The organism is Falsirhodobacter xinxiangensis (assembly GCF_004959935.1).
Lineage (GTDB): Bacteria > Pseudomonadota > Alphaproteobacteria > Rhodobacterales > Rhodobacteraceae > Falsirhodobacter > Falsirhodobacter xinxiangensis.
In genome coordinates this window covers 257111-269957 of sequence record NZ_SMYN01000003.1, presented here as the reverse complement: position 1 = coordinate 269957, position 12847 = coordinate 257111, and the positions used below count along the sequence as shown (strand labels likewise).

At 66.9% G+C, this 12847-nt stretch carries 18 protein-coding genes; 9 read left to right on the top strand and 9 right to left on the bottom strand.

The genetic code is table 11. From position 1 onward, the window contains the following. From E2K76_RS05355 to E2K76_RS05340, 4 genes are all read right to left on the bottom strand, one after another. On the bottom strand, positions 1-1107 hold the full coding sequence (locus E2K76_RS05355) for an efflux RND transporter periplasmic adaptor subunit (RefSeq protein WP_136683242.1): 1107 nt from the start codon (positions 1105-1107) through the stop codon (positions 1-3). A 66-nt stretch (positions 1108-1173) separates the two neighbouring features. Beyond that, on the bottom strand, positions 1174-2223 hold the full coding sequence (locus E2K76_RS05350) for an N-acetylglucosamine-6-phosphate deacetylase (protein WP_136683241.1): 1050 nt from the start codon (positions 2221-2223) through the stop codon (positions 1174-1176). Beyond that, positions 2220-3029, bottom strand: a complete 810-nt coding sequence (locus E2K76_RS05345; protein WP_136683240.1) for a BadF/BadG/BcrA/BcrD ATPase family protein — start codon at positions 3027-3029, stop codon at positions 2220-2222. The genes E2K76_RS05350 and E2K76_RS05345 overlap by 4 nt, the downstream gene beginning before the upstream one ends. A 57-nt stretch (positions 3030-3086) precedes the next feature. Beyond that, positions 3087-4112 carry a 3-carboxy-cis,cis-muconate cycloisomerase gene (locus E2K76_RS05340; protein ID WP_136683239.1) on the bottom strand — a complete coding sequence of 342 codons (1026 nt, stop codon included), beginning with the start codon at positions 4110-4112 and terminating at the stop codon, positions 3087-3089. Between the two features lie 187 nt (positions 4113-4299). Between E2K76_RS05340 and exbB the strand changes: the two genes are divergently transcribed. From exbB to E2K76_RS05320, 4 genes are read left to right on the top strand one after another with little or no spacing between them, the layout of a single operon-like run. After that, positions 4300-5268: a tonB-system energizer ExbB gene (gene exbB / locus E2K76_RS05335; protein WP_136683238.1), complete on the top strand. Its 969-nt coding sequence runs from the start codon at positions 4300-4302 to the stop codon at positions 5266-5268. A 3-nt stretch (positions 5269-5271) separates the two neighbouring features. Next, positions 5272-5712, top strand: a complete 441-nt coding sequence (gene exbD, locus E2K76_RS05330) for a TonB system transport protein ExbD (protein ID WP_136683237.1) — start codon at positions 5272-5274, stop codon at positions 5710-5712. Next, on the top strand, positions 5709-6578 hold the full coding sequence (locus tag E2K76_RS05325; protein WP_136683236.1) for an energy transducer TonB family protein: 870 nt from the start codon (positions 5709-5711) through the stop codon (positions 6576-6578). Before exbD ends, E2K76_RS05325 begins: the two co-directional genes overlap by 4 nt. Then, complete coding sequence (locus tag E2K76_RS05320; RefSeq protein ID WP_136683235.1) at positions 6575-6850, top strand: DUF2218 domain-containing protein; 276 nt, start codon at positions 6575-6577, stop codon at positions 6848-6850. Before E2K76_RS05325 ends, E2K76_RS05320 begins: the two co-directional genes overlap by 4 nt. 2 nt (positions 6851-6852) lie before the next feature. Here E2K76_RS05320 and E2K76_RS05315 read toward each other — a convergent pair whose 3' ends face one another. Continuing rightward, the gene (locus tag E2K76_RS05315; protein WP_136683234.1) at positions 6853-7026 is read right to left on the bottom strand and encodes a DUF1328 domain-containing protein; all 174 of its coding nucleotides are present in this window, start codon (positions 7024-7026) and stop codon (positions 6853-6855) included. A 164-nt stretch (positions 7027-7190) separates the two neighbouring features. Here E2K76_RS05315 and E2K76_RS05310 point away from each other — a divergent pair, with 164 nt between their 5' ends. Genes E2K76_RS05310 through E2K76_RS05295 form a run of 4 tightly spaced genes read left to right on the top strand, consistent with a single transcriptional unit; the run spans position 7191 to position 8871 of the window. After that, positions 7191-7394 (top strand): PLD nuclease N-terminal domain-containing protein, encoded by a 204-nt coding sequence (locus tag E2K76_RS05310; protein ID WP_246032907.1) that lies wholly within the window; start codon positions 7191-7193, stop codon positions 7392-7394. Between the two features lie 10 nt (positions 7395-7404). After that, a complete protein-coding gene (locus E2K76_RS05305) occupies positions 7405-7650 on the top strand; it encodes a hypothetical protein (protein ID WP_136683233.1) in 246 nt (81 codons plus the stop codon). Next, on the top strand, positions 7647-8048 hold the full coding sequence (locus tag E2K76_RS05300; protein WP_136683232.1) for a phage holin family protein: 402 nt from the start codon (positions 7647-7649) through the stop codon (positions 8046-8048). The genes E2K76_RS05305 and E2K76_RS05300 overlap by 4 nt, the downstream gene beginning before the upstream one ends. Next, positions 8032-8871, top strand: a complete 840-nt coding sequence (locus E2K76_RS05295) for a hypothetical protein (RefSeq protein WP_136683231.1) — start codon at positions 8032-8034, stop codon at positions 8869-8871. The genes E2K76_RS05300 and E2K76_RS05295 overlap by 17 nt, the downstream gene beginning before the upstream one ends. Positions 8872-8922: 51 nt before the next feature. Here E2K76_RS05295 and E2K76_RS05290 read toward each other — a convergent pair whose 3' ends face one another. Further along, complete coding sequence (locus E2K76_RS05290; protein ID WP_136683230.1) at positions 8923-9120, bottom strand: CsbD family protein; 198 nt, start codon at positions 9118-9120, stop codon at positions 8923-8925. A 114-nt stretch (positions 9121-9234) separates the two neighbouring features. On the opposite strand from E2K76_RS05290, the gene E2K76_RS05285 reads away from it, so the two are divergent. Continuing rightward, positions 9235-10281 carry an AI-2E family transporter gene (locus E2K76_RS05285; RefSeq protein ID WP_136683229.1) on the top strand — a complete coding sequence of 349 codons (1047 nt, stop codon included), beginning with the start codon at positions 9235-9237 and terminating at the stop codon, positions 10279-10281. On the opposite strand, the gene E2K76_RS05280 is transcribed toward E2K76_RS05285, so the two are convergent. From E2K76_RS05280 to E2K76_RS05270, 3 genes are read right to left on the bottom strand one after another with little or no spacing between them, the layout of a single operon-like run. Beyond that, the gene (locus E2K76_RS05280; RefSeq protein ID WP_136683228.1) at positions 10278-12035 is read right to left on the bottom strand and encodes a sensor histidine kinase; all 1758 of its coding nucleotides are present in this window, start codon (positions 12033-12035) and stop codon (positions 10278-10280) included. The two genes, E2K76_RS05285 and E2K76_RS05280, sit on opposite strands and share 4 nt — an antisense overlap. After that, positions 12032-12607 carry an RNA polymerase sigma factor gene (locus E2K76_RS05275; RefSeq protein WP_136683227.1) on the bottom strand — a complete coding sequence of 192 codons (576 nt, stop codon included), beginning with the start codon at positions 12605-12607 and terminating at the stop codon, positions 12032-12034. Before E2K76_RS05275 ends, E2K76_RS05280 begins: the two co-directional genes overlap by 4 nt. Continuing rightward, positions 12604-12759, bottom strand: a complete 156-nt coding sequence (locus E2K76_RS05270) for a NepR family anti-sigma factor (RefSeq protein WP_136683226.1) — start codon at positions 12757-12759, stop codon at positions 12604-12606. Before E2K76_RS05270 ends, E2K76_RS05275 begins: the two co-directional genes overlap by 4 nt. Between the last annotated feature and the right edge of the window lie 88 nt (positions 12760-12847).

Below are 12847 nucleotides of genomic sequence, written 5' to 3'. Positions count from 1 at the left end.
TCAGTCCGCCGTGACTTCGGGGGCGACGGTGTTGTCGATCTTCACCACGCCGCCGCTGGTCAGCCGGTTCTGGCCGGCGATCACCACCTGATCGCCCGCCTCGACGCCTTCGCGAATCTCGATCCGCCCGCCGGCGCGGCGCCCGGTCTGCACGAAGACCTGTTCGACCTTCAGCACCGGCTCGCCGTCCTCGGGCTGTTCCTCGCGCACGATGAAGACGCTGTCGCCATAAAGGTTGGAACTGACCGCCGTCTGCGGCAGGGCGATGACATCCTGTTCGGGCGGCAGTTCCACCGTCACGCGCATGAACTGGCCGGGCAGCAGGGCGCGGTTCGTGTTCTCCACCTCGGCCCGGACGGCAACCAGACGCGACCCCGGATCGACACGCGGCTCCACCGCGATGATCCTGCCCGCCACCGTCAGATCCCCCACCTCGGTCGAGGCGGTGATCGGCATTCCGATCTTCACCGTCACGATGTCCTGCTCCGGCACCGAGAAATCGACCTGCATCCGGTCAAGGTTTTGAAGCGTCGCGAACGCGGTTCCGGGCGCGATGTAATCGCCCACCTCGACCTTGGGGATGCCGATGACACCGTCGAAGGGGGCCAGAAGCTGCTTCTGTTCCAGCACCGCCGTCAGACGCGCCACCTGCGCGCGGGCGCTGGCCGCGGCGGCCTGCTGCGTCTCCAACGTGTTCACCGCGCCGACGCCGCGTTCGCGCAGGGTGCGGATGCGGTTCAGTTCGGCCTCGGCCAGTTGCAGCTCGGCCTCGGCGGCGGCAAGATCGGCCAGCTCGATCCGTTCGTCGATCTGGATCAGCAGCGCGCCTTTCGTCACCTCGTCGTTCCCGACGAAATCGACCTCGCGGACGATGCCCGCGGCCTGCACCGCCAGATCCACGCCCTGAAGCGAGACCGACGTGCCGATGGCCCCGATCCCGCCGCGCCATTCGCCTGCCCTTGCCTCCTCGACGGCGACGGGAACGGGGGGCGGCGTCATGTTGGCGAAGTAATCCGAGATTGCCTTCGCGCGGAACGCATTGAAGCCGACGATCCCGCCCACGACCAACGCAAGCAGGATGACCGCGATAATCAGACGTTTGACCATGAAGCGCGCCCTCCCCAGGTGCAGGAGGTCAATCTAGCCGCGAATGGCCAAAGCGCCACGGGAATTTCACAAAGGCACGCCTGCCCGCCAGACGCGTTTTGCCGCACCGCCCTCCAGCAGCACCAGATCGGCAGGCAACCCCGGCGCGATCCGCCCCCGGTCCGACCGCATCAGCCCCGCCGGGATACTGGTCGCCATGGCAAGCGCGCGGGCATCGCCGCCCATCCGCGCGATGGCCTGCGGCAGCGTCAGATCGGCCCCGGCGAGCGTTCCATCCTCCAGCGTCAGCCGACCGTCCCGGCGCAGGATGCGACGACCGCCCAGCGTAAATTCCGCAAGGTCCGTCCCCGCAACGGCCATGCAGTCGGTCACGAGGAACAGGCGCGGGTTCGTCATCGCCAGACGCAGCAGCAGCGGGTCCACATGGATGCCGTCCGCGATGATCCCCGCCGCGATGTCGAAGGACGCGCCAGCCAGCCCCGGCGCACGGGCCGTCACCCCCGCCATGGCGTTGAACAGATGCGTCGTGCAGGACGCGCCCGCCGCGATGGCCGCCTGCGCCTCGGGCGCCGTGCAATCGGTATGCCCGAGGCTGACCACCGCCCCCGCCGCCGCAAGCGCCCCGATCTGCGCCGCCGTCGCCGCCTCGGGCGCAAGCGTCACCATCAGCGCGGGCAGCCCCCGCGCGGCGCGCAGCAAAAGCGCAAGGTCGCGATCCTCCATCGGGCGGATCAGGGCGGCGTCATGCGCGCCCTTGCGGCGGGGGTCCAGATGCGGCCCTTCCAGATGCAGGCCCATGAAACCGGGATGCGTGCAGTCCAGACCCACCTCGACCACCGCCCGCGTGGCATCGAACGTATCGGTGATCAGCGTCGGCAGGATGCCGGTCGATCCCATGCGCCCATGCGCCTCGCAGATCGTGTCGAGCGTCTCCGGCCCGACCATGACGCCGCCGCCGCCATTCACCTGCAAATCTATCAGCCCCGGTGCAAGCGTGCCGGGCATCACCTCGCCACGTGCCGGGCGAAGCGCGACGATGCGGCCTCCCTCGGTCTCGACCTCGGTATCGTGGTGCAGGTCCGTTCCGTCAAAGACCCGTTCGGCGGCAAGGATCATGCCGCCTCCTGCGCCAAGGCAAGCGCACCGTCCAGCGAACTGCCCAAGGGCGCGCGCACATCCCAGCGGCCCGCCATCCGCGCGGCGAAATGTGGCCCGAGGCCGCCAAGGAACACCACGGGCATATCCTCACCCTGCCGCAGATGGTCGATGGCGGCGGCGATCTCGGCCTCTGCCTCGGCCAGAATGGCCAGTGCGGCGTGATCGTTGCTGCCGACGATGCGCGGGGCCAGCGCGGCGTAATCGGGCGCACGGGCCGTCACACCAAAACGAACGATGCCGCCCGGTCCGTCATGGGCCGCCGTGACCTCGCGCAAAAGCGGCGTCGTATCGGCCCAGCCTTCGGACGCGGCCAGCGCACGTTGCAGCAGGCGGCGGCCCAGCCACGCACCCCCGGCCTCGTCGCCAAGTCCGAAGCCCCAGCCCCCCGACTGGCGCAAGACGCCATTCCGCTGCACGGCAAAGACCGACCCGGTGCCGATGGCGGCCACGACCCCGTCCGCCGCGCCAAGCGCCCCACGCGCGGCGGTGATCGCATCCGACACGATGCGGCAAGGAAAGGGCAGCGCCGCCAGAAGCCGGTCCGCCGCGCCCGGCACATTCGCCCCGGCAAGACCCATCACGGTTGCAGGCGCGCCAGTCACCCCCGCCTCGACCATCGCGTGCAGGATGGCGGAAACCGCACCAGCCGGATCGCTGGCGATATTCGCAGGCCCGCCGGTGCCGCACCCCAGAATCCGCACCCCGTCCGACAGGATGGCGCGGCAGCCCGAACCGCCGCCGTCGATGCCCAGATAAAGCGCCATTCGCCCCCTCGTGCCTTTGCGCCCGTTCGTAGCCGATCGGAGCGCGTCACGGAAGGTTCAGAACGAGATGCGGTCCAGAAGCCGCTGCGCCAGCCGCAGGCTTGCACCGGTGGTTTGGATCATCTGCGGCAGCACCAGCCATTCCAGCGTCAATGCCGCGCCAGAGCTTTCATTCTCGTGCACCAGCGCCTGATGCAGCGTGCCCAGCGATCCGGCGTTATAGCGGGCCAGCGCGACCAGCACCTCAGCCGCGACCGGGTTGGCCTTGTCGGCGATGGCCGAGGATGCGCCCGCCTCCTCCACCCGCACCTGCCCGTGCTCGCCCTGCGCCATGAGCGAGACATCGGTGCCGAACTTGCCGAGCACGCCCGACACCTTCGCCAGCTCCGCCGCGAATCCGGCGACCCGGTCGCGCTCCGAATGCCAGGGGGGCGCCACCCCAAGGCCAAGGCGCGGCCCGAGTTGTTCGGCCAGAAGCCGGTCGTTGCCCTTGAAGCTGCCGCCATCCCCGACCGGGCCGCCCAGTTGCACCATCGTCAACTCTCGCCCCGCCTCCGACAGCATCGCCCCGGCCCGGCGCAGGGGCGCGCGCCAGGTCTTGACCTTGGCCGCGACGGGAATCGGAAGCGCCCGCTGCATCCGCGTATGGGCAAGAAGGTTCTGCCCTTCGTGCCGCGCGGCCAAGGCGTCGAAGCCGTTCAGCAGCCCGTCGATACGCGCGGAGAACACCGGCAGGATCGCGCCGACCTGCATGGCCATCGCCGAATCGATCACATCCTGCGAGGTGGTTCCCCGGTGAAGCGATCCGCCCGCCTCGCCCAGCACCGCGCGCATCTGGCGGACGAGTTCCGGCACCACGACCCCATCACGCTCCATCCCCGCCGCAAGCCTTGCCATGTCCGGCGCGAAATCCTTCAGTTCCTGATGGATACGGCGCGCGTGATCCTCCGGGATCATGCCAAGTTCACCCTCGGCCATCGCAAGCGCCCGTTCGAATTGGACCATATGCGCGATCATCGCCTCGTCCGACAGCAGCGCTTCGATTTCGGGATCGCCGGACAGCGAGGTCAGCAGGGGGCTCATCGGTTCTCCTTCGGCAGACATTCGGGCAAGGACAAAGGTTTACAGGTTCAGTAGGGCATTTATTCTTGACTGTTTAACTCAATAATCCTAAGGCGTGGACCCGACCGCTCGGGCCGGCGCGAAAGCATGCCCCAGTCCTGACGCGTGAAACCGGTAATTGTTCCATTCGTGCGGAAAGGTGGGCAACATGAACATGACCAAGACGCTTCGGCGGATCGCCCCCATTGTCCTGGCGCTTTGCCTGACCCCGGCATTCGCGCAGGAAACCGCCCCAACGGTTCCGACCGAAGCCCCGGCCGAAAACACGGCCCCCGCCGCCGGCCCGGCCCCGATCGCGCCTGCCGCCGACGCGCCTGCCCTGCCGACGACCGAAGTTGCGCCCACCGCAACCGACCCCACCGCCGCCGCGCCAACCGCGGCCGCACCCGCCCCGCAAGCCGACGCGCCGATCCTGCCCACCCACGATCTGTCGCCGATGGGCATGTATGAACAAGCCCACTGGGTCGTGAAGGCGGTGATGATCGCGCTGCTGGTCGCCTGCTTCGTCACCTGGACCGTGCTGGTGTTCAAGACGGTCGAGATGATGGTCGCCAAATCCCGCCTGCGCCGCGCCACCCGCGCGATCCGCGAAGGGCAGACGCTGTCCTCGACCGCCGGTTCGGTGCAGGGTCGCCGCGATCCCGCCAGCTTCATGGTCCTTGCCGCGCTGGACGAGATGCACCGCTCGGAACCCGCGCTGAAAGAAGCCGGAAACGCGGGCGCCAAGGAACGCGTGCGCTCGATCCTCGACCGGATCGAGGCGCAGGCGGGCCGCCGTCTGCGCAAGGGCACCGGGGTTCTGGCCTCCATCGGGTCGGTCGCGCCCTTCGTCGGGCTGTTCGGCACCGTCTGGGGCATCATGAACTCGTTCATCGGCATCGCCGAAAGCGGCACGACCAACCTTGCCGTCGTCGCCCCCGGCATCGCCGAGGCGCTGCTGGCCACGGCCATCGGCCTTGTCGCCGCCATTCCCGCGGTGGTCATCTACAACGCCTTCGCGCGCCAGATCACCGATTACCGCGCCGGTCTGGCCGATGCCGCCGCCGGTGTGGAACGCCTTGTCAGCCGCGATCTGGACTTCGGCAAGTCCGGCCGCCTTTCCCTCGCTGCGGAGTGAACCATGGCAGGTAGCGTCAGAGATACCGGCGACGATCTGGAAGAAAGCCACGAGATCAACGTCACGCCCTTCATCGACGTGATGCTGGTCCTGCTGATCATCTTCATGGTGGCAGCGCCCATGTCCACGGTGGACACGCCCGTGGACCTGCCCAGTTCCAACGCAGCGCCGCAGGAACGCCCGCAAGAGCCCGTCTATCTGTCGGTGCAATCGGACCTGACCGTGACGTTGGGCGATCAGCCGGTGGCGGCGGGTGGTCTGGCGGCGGTGCTGGACGCGCGCACGGGCGGCGACAAGGAACAGCGCATCTTCCTGCGCGCCGACCAGACGGTTGCCTATGGCGATCTGATGGGGGTGATGAACCAGCTTCGCGATGCGGGATACCTGAAGGTCGCGCTGGTCGGATTGGAGGCTGCGCCCGCCGGCACGCAGGCCGCGCCATGAAGCGCCGCCTGACCACCTGCGACTGGCATGCCTGGCTCGGCCCCGACGCGCGCCGCCGCGAATGGATGGGCTGGGCGGGGGCTGCCATTTCCGTTGCCGCGATGCTGGCGGCGACCACCGCGATCGCGCTGCAACTGGAAAACCGCGAAGGGCTGAAGGACGCCGCCGAAGACGCGATCCTGCTGGATCTGGAAGCGTCCGCCCCCGCACCGCCCGCGCTGGCGATGTCCGCCCCTGCGCCCGACGTGCCGCAGGTCGATGCGTCCGAAGCACCCGAGTTGATCGAGGAAGATCCGACCCCGCCCGAACCCGTGGCCGAGGAAGAACCCCTGCCCGAACCCGAGGACGTCGCCGAGCTTCTCGAACCCGAGCCGGACGAGATCGCCCTTCCCGATGCCCCGCCCCCGCCGCCGCCGAAGGTCAAACCGCGCGAGCGGCCCGAACGCGTGGTCGAACGCGTGGTCGAACGCGAGGAACCGCGCCGCGAACCACGCCGCGAGGCCGCAGCCCCCCCGCCGCAGCAACGCCAACAGGCCGCTCCCTCGCAGGCGCAGGGCACGGCACAGAACGCGGTGTCCGCAGGGCAGCTTCAGAACCTGGAACAGCAATGGGGCGGCGCCATCCGCAACAGGGTCGAACGGCGCAAACGTGCATCGCGCGAAGTCGGCGCTGTCAGCGTCAGGATCACCGTTACCCGCAATGGCGAACTTGCCGGCGCATCCGTCCAGCGCAGCTCGGGCAACCCGACGCTGGACCAGTTGGCGATCCGGACGGTCCAAAGCGCAGGGCGTTTCCCCGCCGCGCCGGATGCCCTGACGAAAGCCACCTACAGCTTCACCTTGCCGCTGGAGTTCCAGAGAAGATGACCATTTCCACCGCATCCGTTCCGACGACGAAGCCGTCGGCCTATCTTCAGCAGCTTTGCAAGCATTTCGGCCACAAGATCCCGGTCGAATTCACGCCGGAGGCAGGTCGCATCACCTTCGAGATGGGAATCGCGGAGCTGGAAGCAGCCGATGATGCGCTTATCCTGCGTGTCACGGGCGACGATATCGAGCGGCTTGAAAACGTCGTCGCCAGCCACCTGGAACGCTTCGCCTTCCGCGAGGAGTTGAAGGTCGTCTGGACCCGCGCCTGACCTCAGAACGGCGGCTTGCCCCGTGCCAACCGCCGAAGCATCGTCCCGGCGGCCAGCGCCAGAAAGACGAAGAACATGACCTGCGCGATCGTCGCCTGAATTCCGACGATTCCACCAAAACCAAGCGGCGCCGCGAAAAGCGCCGCAACAAGGAACGTGAGCGCCCAACCAAGCATGGGGCCTCCTGTTTGCTGCCATCGCGCGTAATCCCGCGCTGTCATCACAAACCGTTGCATTCCGTCGATTGTTCCCACCCCGCAAGGGAACCGCAGGGGAAAGTGTGACGTTTCACCGCCATGCATGACCCATGGGTGGTCATGATGAAAGCGGGGACGCGATGATCGAAGCGAACATGTTCGAACTGCGGGGCCTTGGCGGCCTTGTCATTCTGGCGCTGGACCTTTGGGCGCTGATCTCGATCTACAACTCCAGCGCGACAAGCGGGAAGAAACTGCTCTGGGCGCTGCTGGTCATCATCCTGCCGATCCTGGGCTTCCTGATCTGGCTGGTCGCAGGCCCCCGCGGCACATCCCGCAGGATTTGAAAGGCAGGGCATGAACAAGGTGAACTCGACCCGCAAGAACGCCGCCGAGGCTGTCGAAGACGTAATCGCCGAGGCGACCAGCAAGGCGCGGCGCGTGCGCGATGCCGCAACCAAGACGCTAGATCAGACGCCGGACGGCGATATCCGCACTGACCTGCGTGATCTGGTGCGCCGTCATCCGACGGCGGCGCTGGCCGGGGCCGCGATGGCGGGGGCCATCCTGACCAGAATGGTGCTGCGCGCAGGCCGCAGATGATGACCCCGCAGGACCGGCAGACCGAGATCGGCGATCTGGTCCTCACGCTTTCGCGCCTTGTGCGCGGCGAGGTCGAACTGGCCCGGGCCGAGATTCGCCAGAATCTGCGCGCCATGGCGATGGGCGCGGTGCTGCTGGTCGTCGCGCTGGTGCTGGCCTTGGTCGCGCTGAACCTTCTGGCCGAGGCTTTGGTTCTGGCGGCGATCCTTGCGGGCGTATCGGCCCCCTGGGCGCCGGTGCTGGTTGCCGCGGTCCTGCTGATCGTGGCGGCGGTGCTGGCCAAGGTTGCAATTTCGGCGCTGAGGCCCTCGCGCCTCGTGCCTTTGAGGGCGGCGGCGCGGATGCGCCGTGACGCCGAAACGTTGAAGGAGATGATGAGACATGACTCGCAAACGTGACTATCGCTCGATCGAAGAAGGCCTCGACCGCGACCGCGCGCGCCTCGGCTCGACGCTGGAATCGCTGTTCAACCGTTCGACGGTGGATCTTCTGGCACGCGAGGCGTCCGCCTATTTCCGCTCTCATGGCGGGTATCGCGAGACGGCGGAACATATCGTGCGCCGCAACCCGCTGGCCGTTGGCGTCGTCGGTCTGGGCCTTGCATGGTTGGCGCTGGGCAGCAGCCGCAACCGCATCGAGGATGACGAGGACGATCTGCGCGCAGGCGTGCGCCGCACCGCCCGCCGCGCCCGCCATGCCGTCGAGGATGAGGCGGACCTGATCGCCGACACCGACTGGGCCGAAGCCATCGACCGCCTGCGCGCCCGCGCCTCCTCGCGCCTGCGCAAGCTGGAAGACGATGCGCGCGCTTATCGCGACGACGTGGCCGAGGGGCTTTCGGACCGCGCCGACGAGGCGCGCGATTACATGGCCGAACGCGCCGCGCTGCTGTCGGATCTGGCCGAAGATCTGCGCGAACGCTTCGCCGATGGGCTGGACCACCTGTCGCACAATGCGCGCGAACGCATCGTTCAGGCGCGCGAGGATGCCTATGCCGCACGGCTGCGCGCCGAAGAAGCACTGGGCAAGGGCGGGCGCGAGGCGAAACGTCTGGTCGAGGATCACCCGATGGTCTCGGCCGCCGTGGCGCTGGCGCTTGGAACCGCGCTGGGCGCTGCCGTTCTGCATCGCCGTCGCTCCTCTGCCGACGACGCTGCCGACACCGTTTCGGACCGTCTGGACGAAGTGCGCGAGAAGTGGCGCAGCAAGACCCGCCGGTGATATAAAAAGGCCCGCCGGAAGGCGGGCCTTTTTCGTTGGTGGCAGCGCAGATCAGATGCGCCCGAAGAAGTCGTCGACCTCGCGTTCCGCTTCTTCTTTCGTGCGGCCATAGCGCTGCTGCACGAGGCCCACGATCTCGTCCCGTTTGCCAGCGGCACGGTCGAAGTCGTCATCGGTGATGTCGCCCCATTTCTGGCGCGCCTGACCCTTCAGTTCCTTCCACTTGCCGGCGATTTGGTCCCAGTTCATGTCTGATCTCCTTTTCATCGGGTTGCGGAGACCAACGCCGCCCCGCCCCCGCCTGTTCCGCGCAGGAACCTTCGCTTTCCCCCCGCGTTCCCTGCCCGAAGAAGGAGATCGCGAATGGAACGTGTGGACCGGCTGTGGCGCTATTCGCTGATCTTCCTTGGCGTCTTCGCCCTGTTCGCGGCCTTGCGGATTGCAGAGGGTATCCTCGCGCCGCTGGTGCTGGCTCTGGTCGCCGGGGTCGTGCTGTCGCCCTTGTCCGACCTTGTGGAACGCTGGGGAATGCGGCCCGTCGTGGGCGCGCTGACCTGCCTGTTCGTCACGCTGCTGCTGGTCGGCATCATCGCCGCCGCGCTTCAGCCGATGGTGGCGCGGCTGGTCGAGGCGGCGCCGAAGATCTGGTCCGACATGCAGGATGCGGTCGAAATCTTCCGCCGCCTGCTGTCGGGTTTTTCGCAATTGACCAACGGGCTCGGCCAATCGCTCAGCAGTCCTGCCGAAGCGCAAACCGGCGCGGGCGACGGGCTGGACATGGCGATGCCGTCCATCTCGGACGCGCTGCTCTATGCGCCTTCGGTCGCGGCGCAGATGCTGATCTTCGTCGGCGCGCTGTTCTTCTTTCTGCTGACGCGGGTGGAGATCTATGACTGGGCCGCCCGTCGCCTTTCGGCCCCCAGCCAGCGCGCGCAGACGGCGAACCGCCTCCGCGGGGCGGAGCGGCTGGTCGCGCGGTATTTCCTGACCATCACCATCATCAACATGGCCGAGGCATTGATCGTCACCGTCGTCCTCCAGCTTCTGGGGATGCCCGGCGCACCGCTTTGGGGGCTGGTGGTGTTCCTGCTGAACTATCTGCTCTATATCGGCCCGGCGATCCTGACGGTGGCGCTGATCTTCGGCGGCGTCGCGGCTTTCGACGGGGGCTATTCCCTGCTGCCCGCTGCCGCCTATCTGGTCGTCAATGCGATCGAGGGGCAGTTCGTCACCCCCGCCCTGATCGGCAAGCATACCGAGGTGAACCCGCTTCTGGTCTTTCTGGCGCTGGTCTTCGGGATGTGGCTTTGGGGGCCAGTGGGCGGGATCGTCGCAATCCCGATCCTGCTTTGGGTGCTGCAACTGCACAACGGCCAGCGCGCGGCCCGGCTGCCGCCTTCGGAAGCCTAACCCTCCTGCGCGCCACCCGAGATACGAGCCTCGCCCTCGGTCAGGGGCCGCACCTCGAACTCGACCCGCAGGACATAGCTGTCCGCCGTCTCCTCGGTATGAAGCTTGCCGCCAAGCTGCTGTGCAAAGGCCGACAGAAGCTGCGCACCCAGCCCGGTCCCGACATCGATGCCCGAAGCCGCCGCCGGTCGCTCGCCCGTGGAATTGGCGACCTCCAGCATTGCGGTCGCGGAGCCGGTGCGGTGCAGCGACACCGAAAGCCGGGGCGCCCCGTCGCGCGCACCCGCATATTTCATCGAATTGGCCAGCGCCTCGGTCAGCAGCAGCGCCAGTGGCACCGCCTGATCGGGGGTCAGCCGCAGATCGCCGAAGTCCTGCCGCACCTCGATCCGCCGCCCCGGCCCGGTGGCCAGCCGCACCACTTGCCGCGTGATGTCGGTCAGCAGCTCGTCCGCGCGGATGTCGGTCAGGCCGGTGGTCTGGTAAAGGCCGCGGTGGATGGTCGCAAGGCTCATCACCCGTTCCTGAAGACCCTTCATCAGCACCTTCGCTTCGGCGCTGCGGGCCTGGCGCATCTGCATGTTCATGATCGACGCGATAAGCTGAAGGTTGTTCTTCACGCGGTGATGCACCTCGCGCAGCAGAACCTCCTTCTGGTGGATCATGTCCTCCATCTCCGCCTCGTCATGCAGGATGGTGTCGGTCATCTGCTGGAACGTGTCCGAAAGCTCGCGGATTTCGATCGGGGCGGTGTTCATGTCCATCCGCACCACCTCGCGCTTGCCGCCCGCGAAGCCGGTCATGGCGGATCGAAGCGAGCGCACATGCGTCGTGACCAGCCGTTCGACCGCCAGGAACGCCACCAGAAGGCACGCCCCCCACATGGCCGCAGGCAGCATCAGCGACGGCAGCACGCGCATATACCACACACTGTCGTCATCGACCGCCCAGCTTCCCAAGGCATAGAGCAGGTCCGGGATGATCGGGATCACGGAGTAGACGCGCACACGACCGCCATTCGACTGTGCCGTGAAGGCCAGGTCCTGCTCGCTCATCAACGCCTTCAGCGAGCGGTTCGCGGGCAGCACGTCCTCGCTGCCGTCCAGCCCGACGCTGGAGGTGAGGATATCGCCTTCGGCATTGTAGGTGATGAGCGCCGGCGGCGTCGCGCTGGAGGATGTCGTCTGCGGTTCCGCCGTCAGCGCCGAATGCGGCAGCGATATGGTGACGAAACCTGCAAGATCCCCGCCGACATAGACCGGGTTCGACACGTTCACCACCGCCTGACCCGAGATCGAGCCCTCATCGCTCAGCAGGATCATCGGCCTTGGGTTTTCGATCAGCCGTTGCAGCCGTTCGCTGCCGTGAAGATCATGCGTCTCTCCGGTCGAGGAACAGGTCATCACACCGCTGACCGGCACGAAGCCAACGAAGGTATAGACCTGCGAGTCGCGTGCCATCGCCCGCATCGTGGCCGAACAGTCCAGCGGATACCCGATCAACGGCACGACGAGGCTGGCCAGCGTCGAGGCCGCCCCCCGCGCGCGCTGCACCAGCCGCAATTCGGCTTCGGCCGCGCGCATCGTCTCGCCCATCAGCGCGGCCTCGGACCGCGCGCGCGCCTCCTTCAAGGTGGCGGCGGACTGGATGGCGGACACCATGCCCAGCGGCAACAGCGCCACCGCAAGCAAAAACGCCAGGCGAAAGCCCAGCGTTTCCGTCATCCTGTTGATGCGGGCCTTTAATTCATTCATGCAGCATTCATTCCGGATCTGGACATGACGGCCATGGTGGCCCCGTCCACACCGGAAAACATCTGCTCGCCGTTGTCCAGATGCAGAAGTTCTGCAAGCCGCGCACGGGCACGGTTTGCGCGGCTTTTGACCGTGCCCACGGCCACGCCCATCATCTGTGCCGCATCTTCATAGGAAAAGCCCGACGCGCCCACGAGGATCAGCACCTCGCGATGTTCGGGCGTCAGCTTGTCGAAGGCGGCACTGAATTCGGTGAAGGCCATCCGCCCGTCATGGTCGGGCTTCACGAACAGGCTGGCGGCATGTGCGCCTTCGGGGTCCGGGACCTCGCGACGGTTCTTGCGCTTGTCGGAATAGAAGGTGTTGCGCAGGATCGTGAACAGCCACGCACGCAGGTTCGTGCCGACCGTGAATTTGTCGAAATTCGTCCACGCCTTGACGATGGTGTCCTGCACCAGATCGTCGGCAACGGATACGTTGCGCGTCAGCGAGATGGCAAAGGCGCGAAGGGCGGGCAAATGCTCCGGCAGCTCGTCGCGCGGGTCGCGATGACCGGCGGTCTGCTCGTTCATTTGCTGTCCCCCCCCTGCGCCTTGTCGCGAAGCTGGGCAAGCAGTTGGGTAAAGCGGTCGGGCAATTCCTGCTCCAGCGCCTCATCGTAAACCCGCTTCAGATTCTGGTCGATCTGATTGAAGATGGCGGGCTTGTCGCGCTCTTTCGTCATTTCATCCAATTCTCGCCACATCCAAAATTGCCACCTTGTCGGGAACCGAACGCGATGCCAAGAGTTTGGTTCCCGAGAAAATGAGCTT

Excerpts from the sequence above, each read along its gene's own strand:
- E2K76_RS05355 (WP_136683242.1), bottom strand. The coding sequence starts at position 1,107 with ATGGTCAAACGTCTGATTATCGCGGTCATCCTGCTTGCGTTGGTCGTG.
- E2K76_RS05350 (WP_136683241.1), bottom strand. The coding sequence starts at position 2,223 with ATGATCCTTGCCGCCGAACGGGTCTTTGACGGAACGGACCTGCACCAC.
- E2K76_RS05345 (WP_136683240.1), bottom strand. The coding sequence starts at position 3,029 with ATGGCGCTTTATCTGGGCATCGACGGCGGCGGTTCGGGCTGCCGCGCC.
- E2K76_RS05340 (WP_136683239.1), bottom strand. The coding sequence starts at position 4,112 with ATGAGCCCCCTGCTGACCTCGCTGTCCGGCGATCCCGAAATCGAAGCG.
- exbB (WP_136683238.1), top strand. The coding sequence starts at position 4,300 with ATGAACATGACCAAGACGCTTCGGCGGATCGCCCCCATTGTCCTGGCG.
- exbD (WP_136683237.1), top strand. The coding sequence starts at position 5,272 with ATGGCAGGTAGCGTCAGAGATACCGGCGACGATCTGGAAGAAAGCCAC.
- E2K76_RS05325 (WP_136683236.1), top strand. The coding sequence starts at position 5,709 with ATGAAGCGCCGCCTGACCACCTGCGACTGGCATGCCTGGCTCGGCCCC.
- E2K76_RS05320 (WP_136683235.1), top strand. The coding sequence starts at position 6,575 with ATGACCATTTCCACCGCATCCGTTCCGACGACGAAGCCGTCGGCCTAT.
- E2K76_RS05315 (WP_136683234.1), bottom strand. The coding sequence starts at position 7,026 with ATGCTTGGTTGGGCGCTCACGTTCCTTGTTGCGGCGCTTTTCGCGGCG.
- E2K76_RS05305 (WP_136683233.1), top strand. The coding sequence starts at position 7,405 with ATGAACAAGGTGAACTCGACCCGCAAGAACGCCGCCGAGGCTGTCGAA.
- E2K76_RS05300 (WP_136683232.1), top strand. The coding sequence starts at position 7,647 with ATGATGACCCCGCAGGACCGGCAGACCGAGATCGGCGATCTGGTCCTC.
- E2K76_RS05295 (WP_136683231.1), top strand. The coding sequence starts at position 8,032 with ATGACTCGCAAACGTGACTATCGCTCGATCGAAGAAGGCCTCGACCGC.
- E2K76_RS05290 (WP_136683230.1), bottom strand. The coding sequence starts at position 9,120 with ATGAACTGGGACCAAATCGCCGGCAAGTGGAAGGAACTGAAGGGTCAG.
- E2K76_RS05285 (WP_136683229.1), top strand. The coding sequence starts at position 9,235 with ATGGAACGTGTGGACCGGCTGTGGCGCTATTCGCTGATCTTCCTTGGC.
- E2K76_RS05280 (WP_136683228.1), bottom strand. The coding sequence starts at position 12,035 with ATGAATGAATTAAAGGCCCGCATCAACAGGATGACGGAAACGCTGGGC.
- E2K76_RS05275 (WP_136683227.1), bottom strand. The coding sequence starts at position 12,607 with ATGAACGAGCAGACCGCCGGTCATCGCGACCCGCGCGACGAGCTGCCG.
- E2K76_RS05270 (WP_136683226.1), bottom strand. The coding sequence starts at position 12,759 with ATGACGAAAGAGCGCGACAAGCCCGCCATCTTCAATCAGATCGACCAG.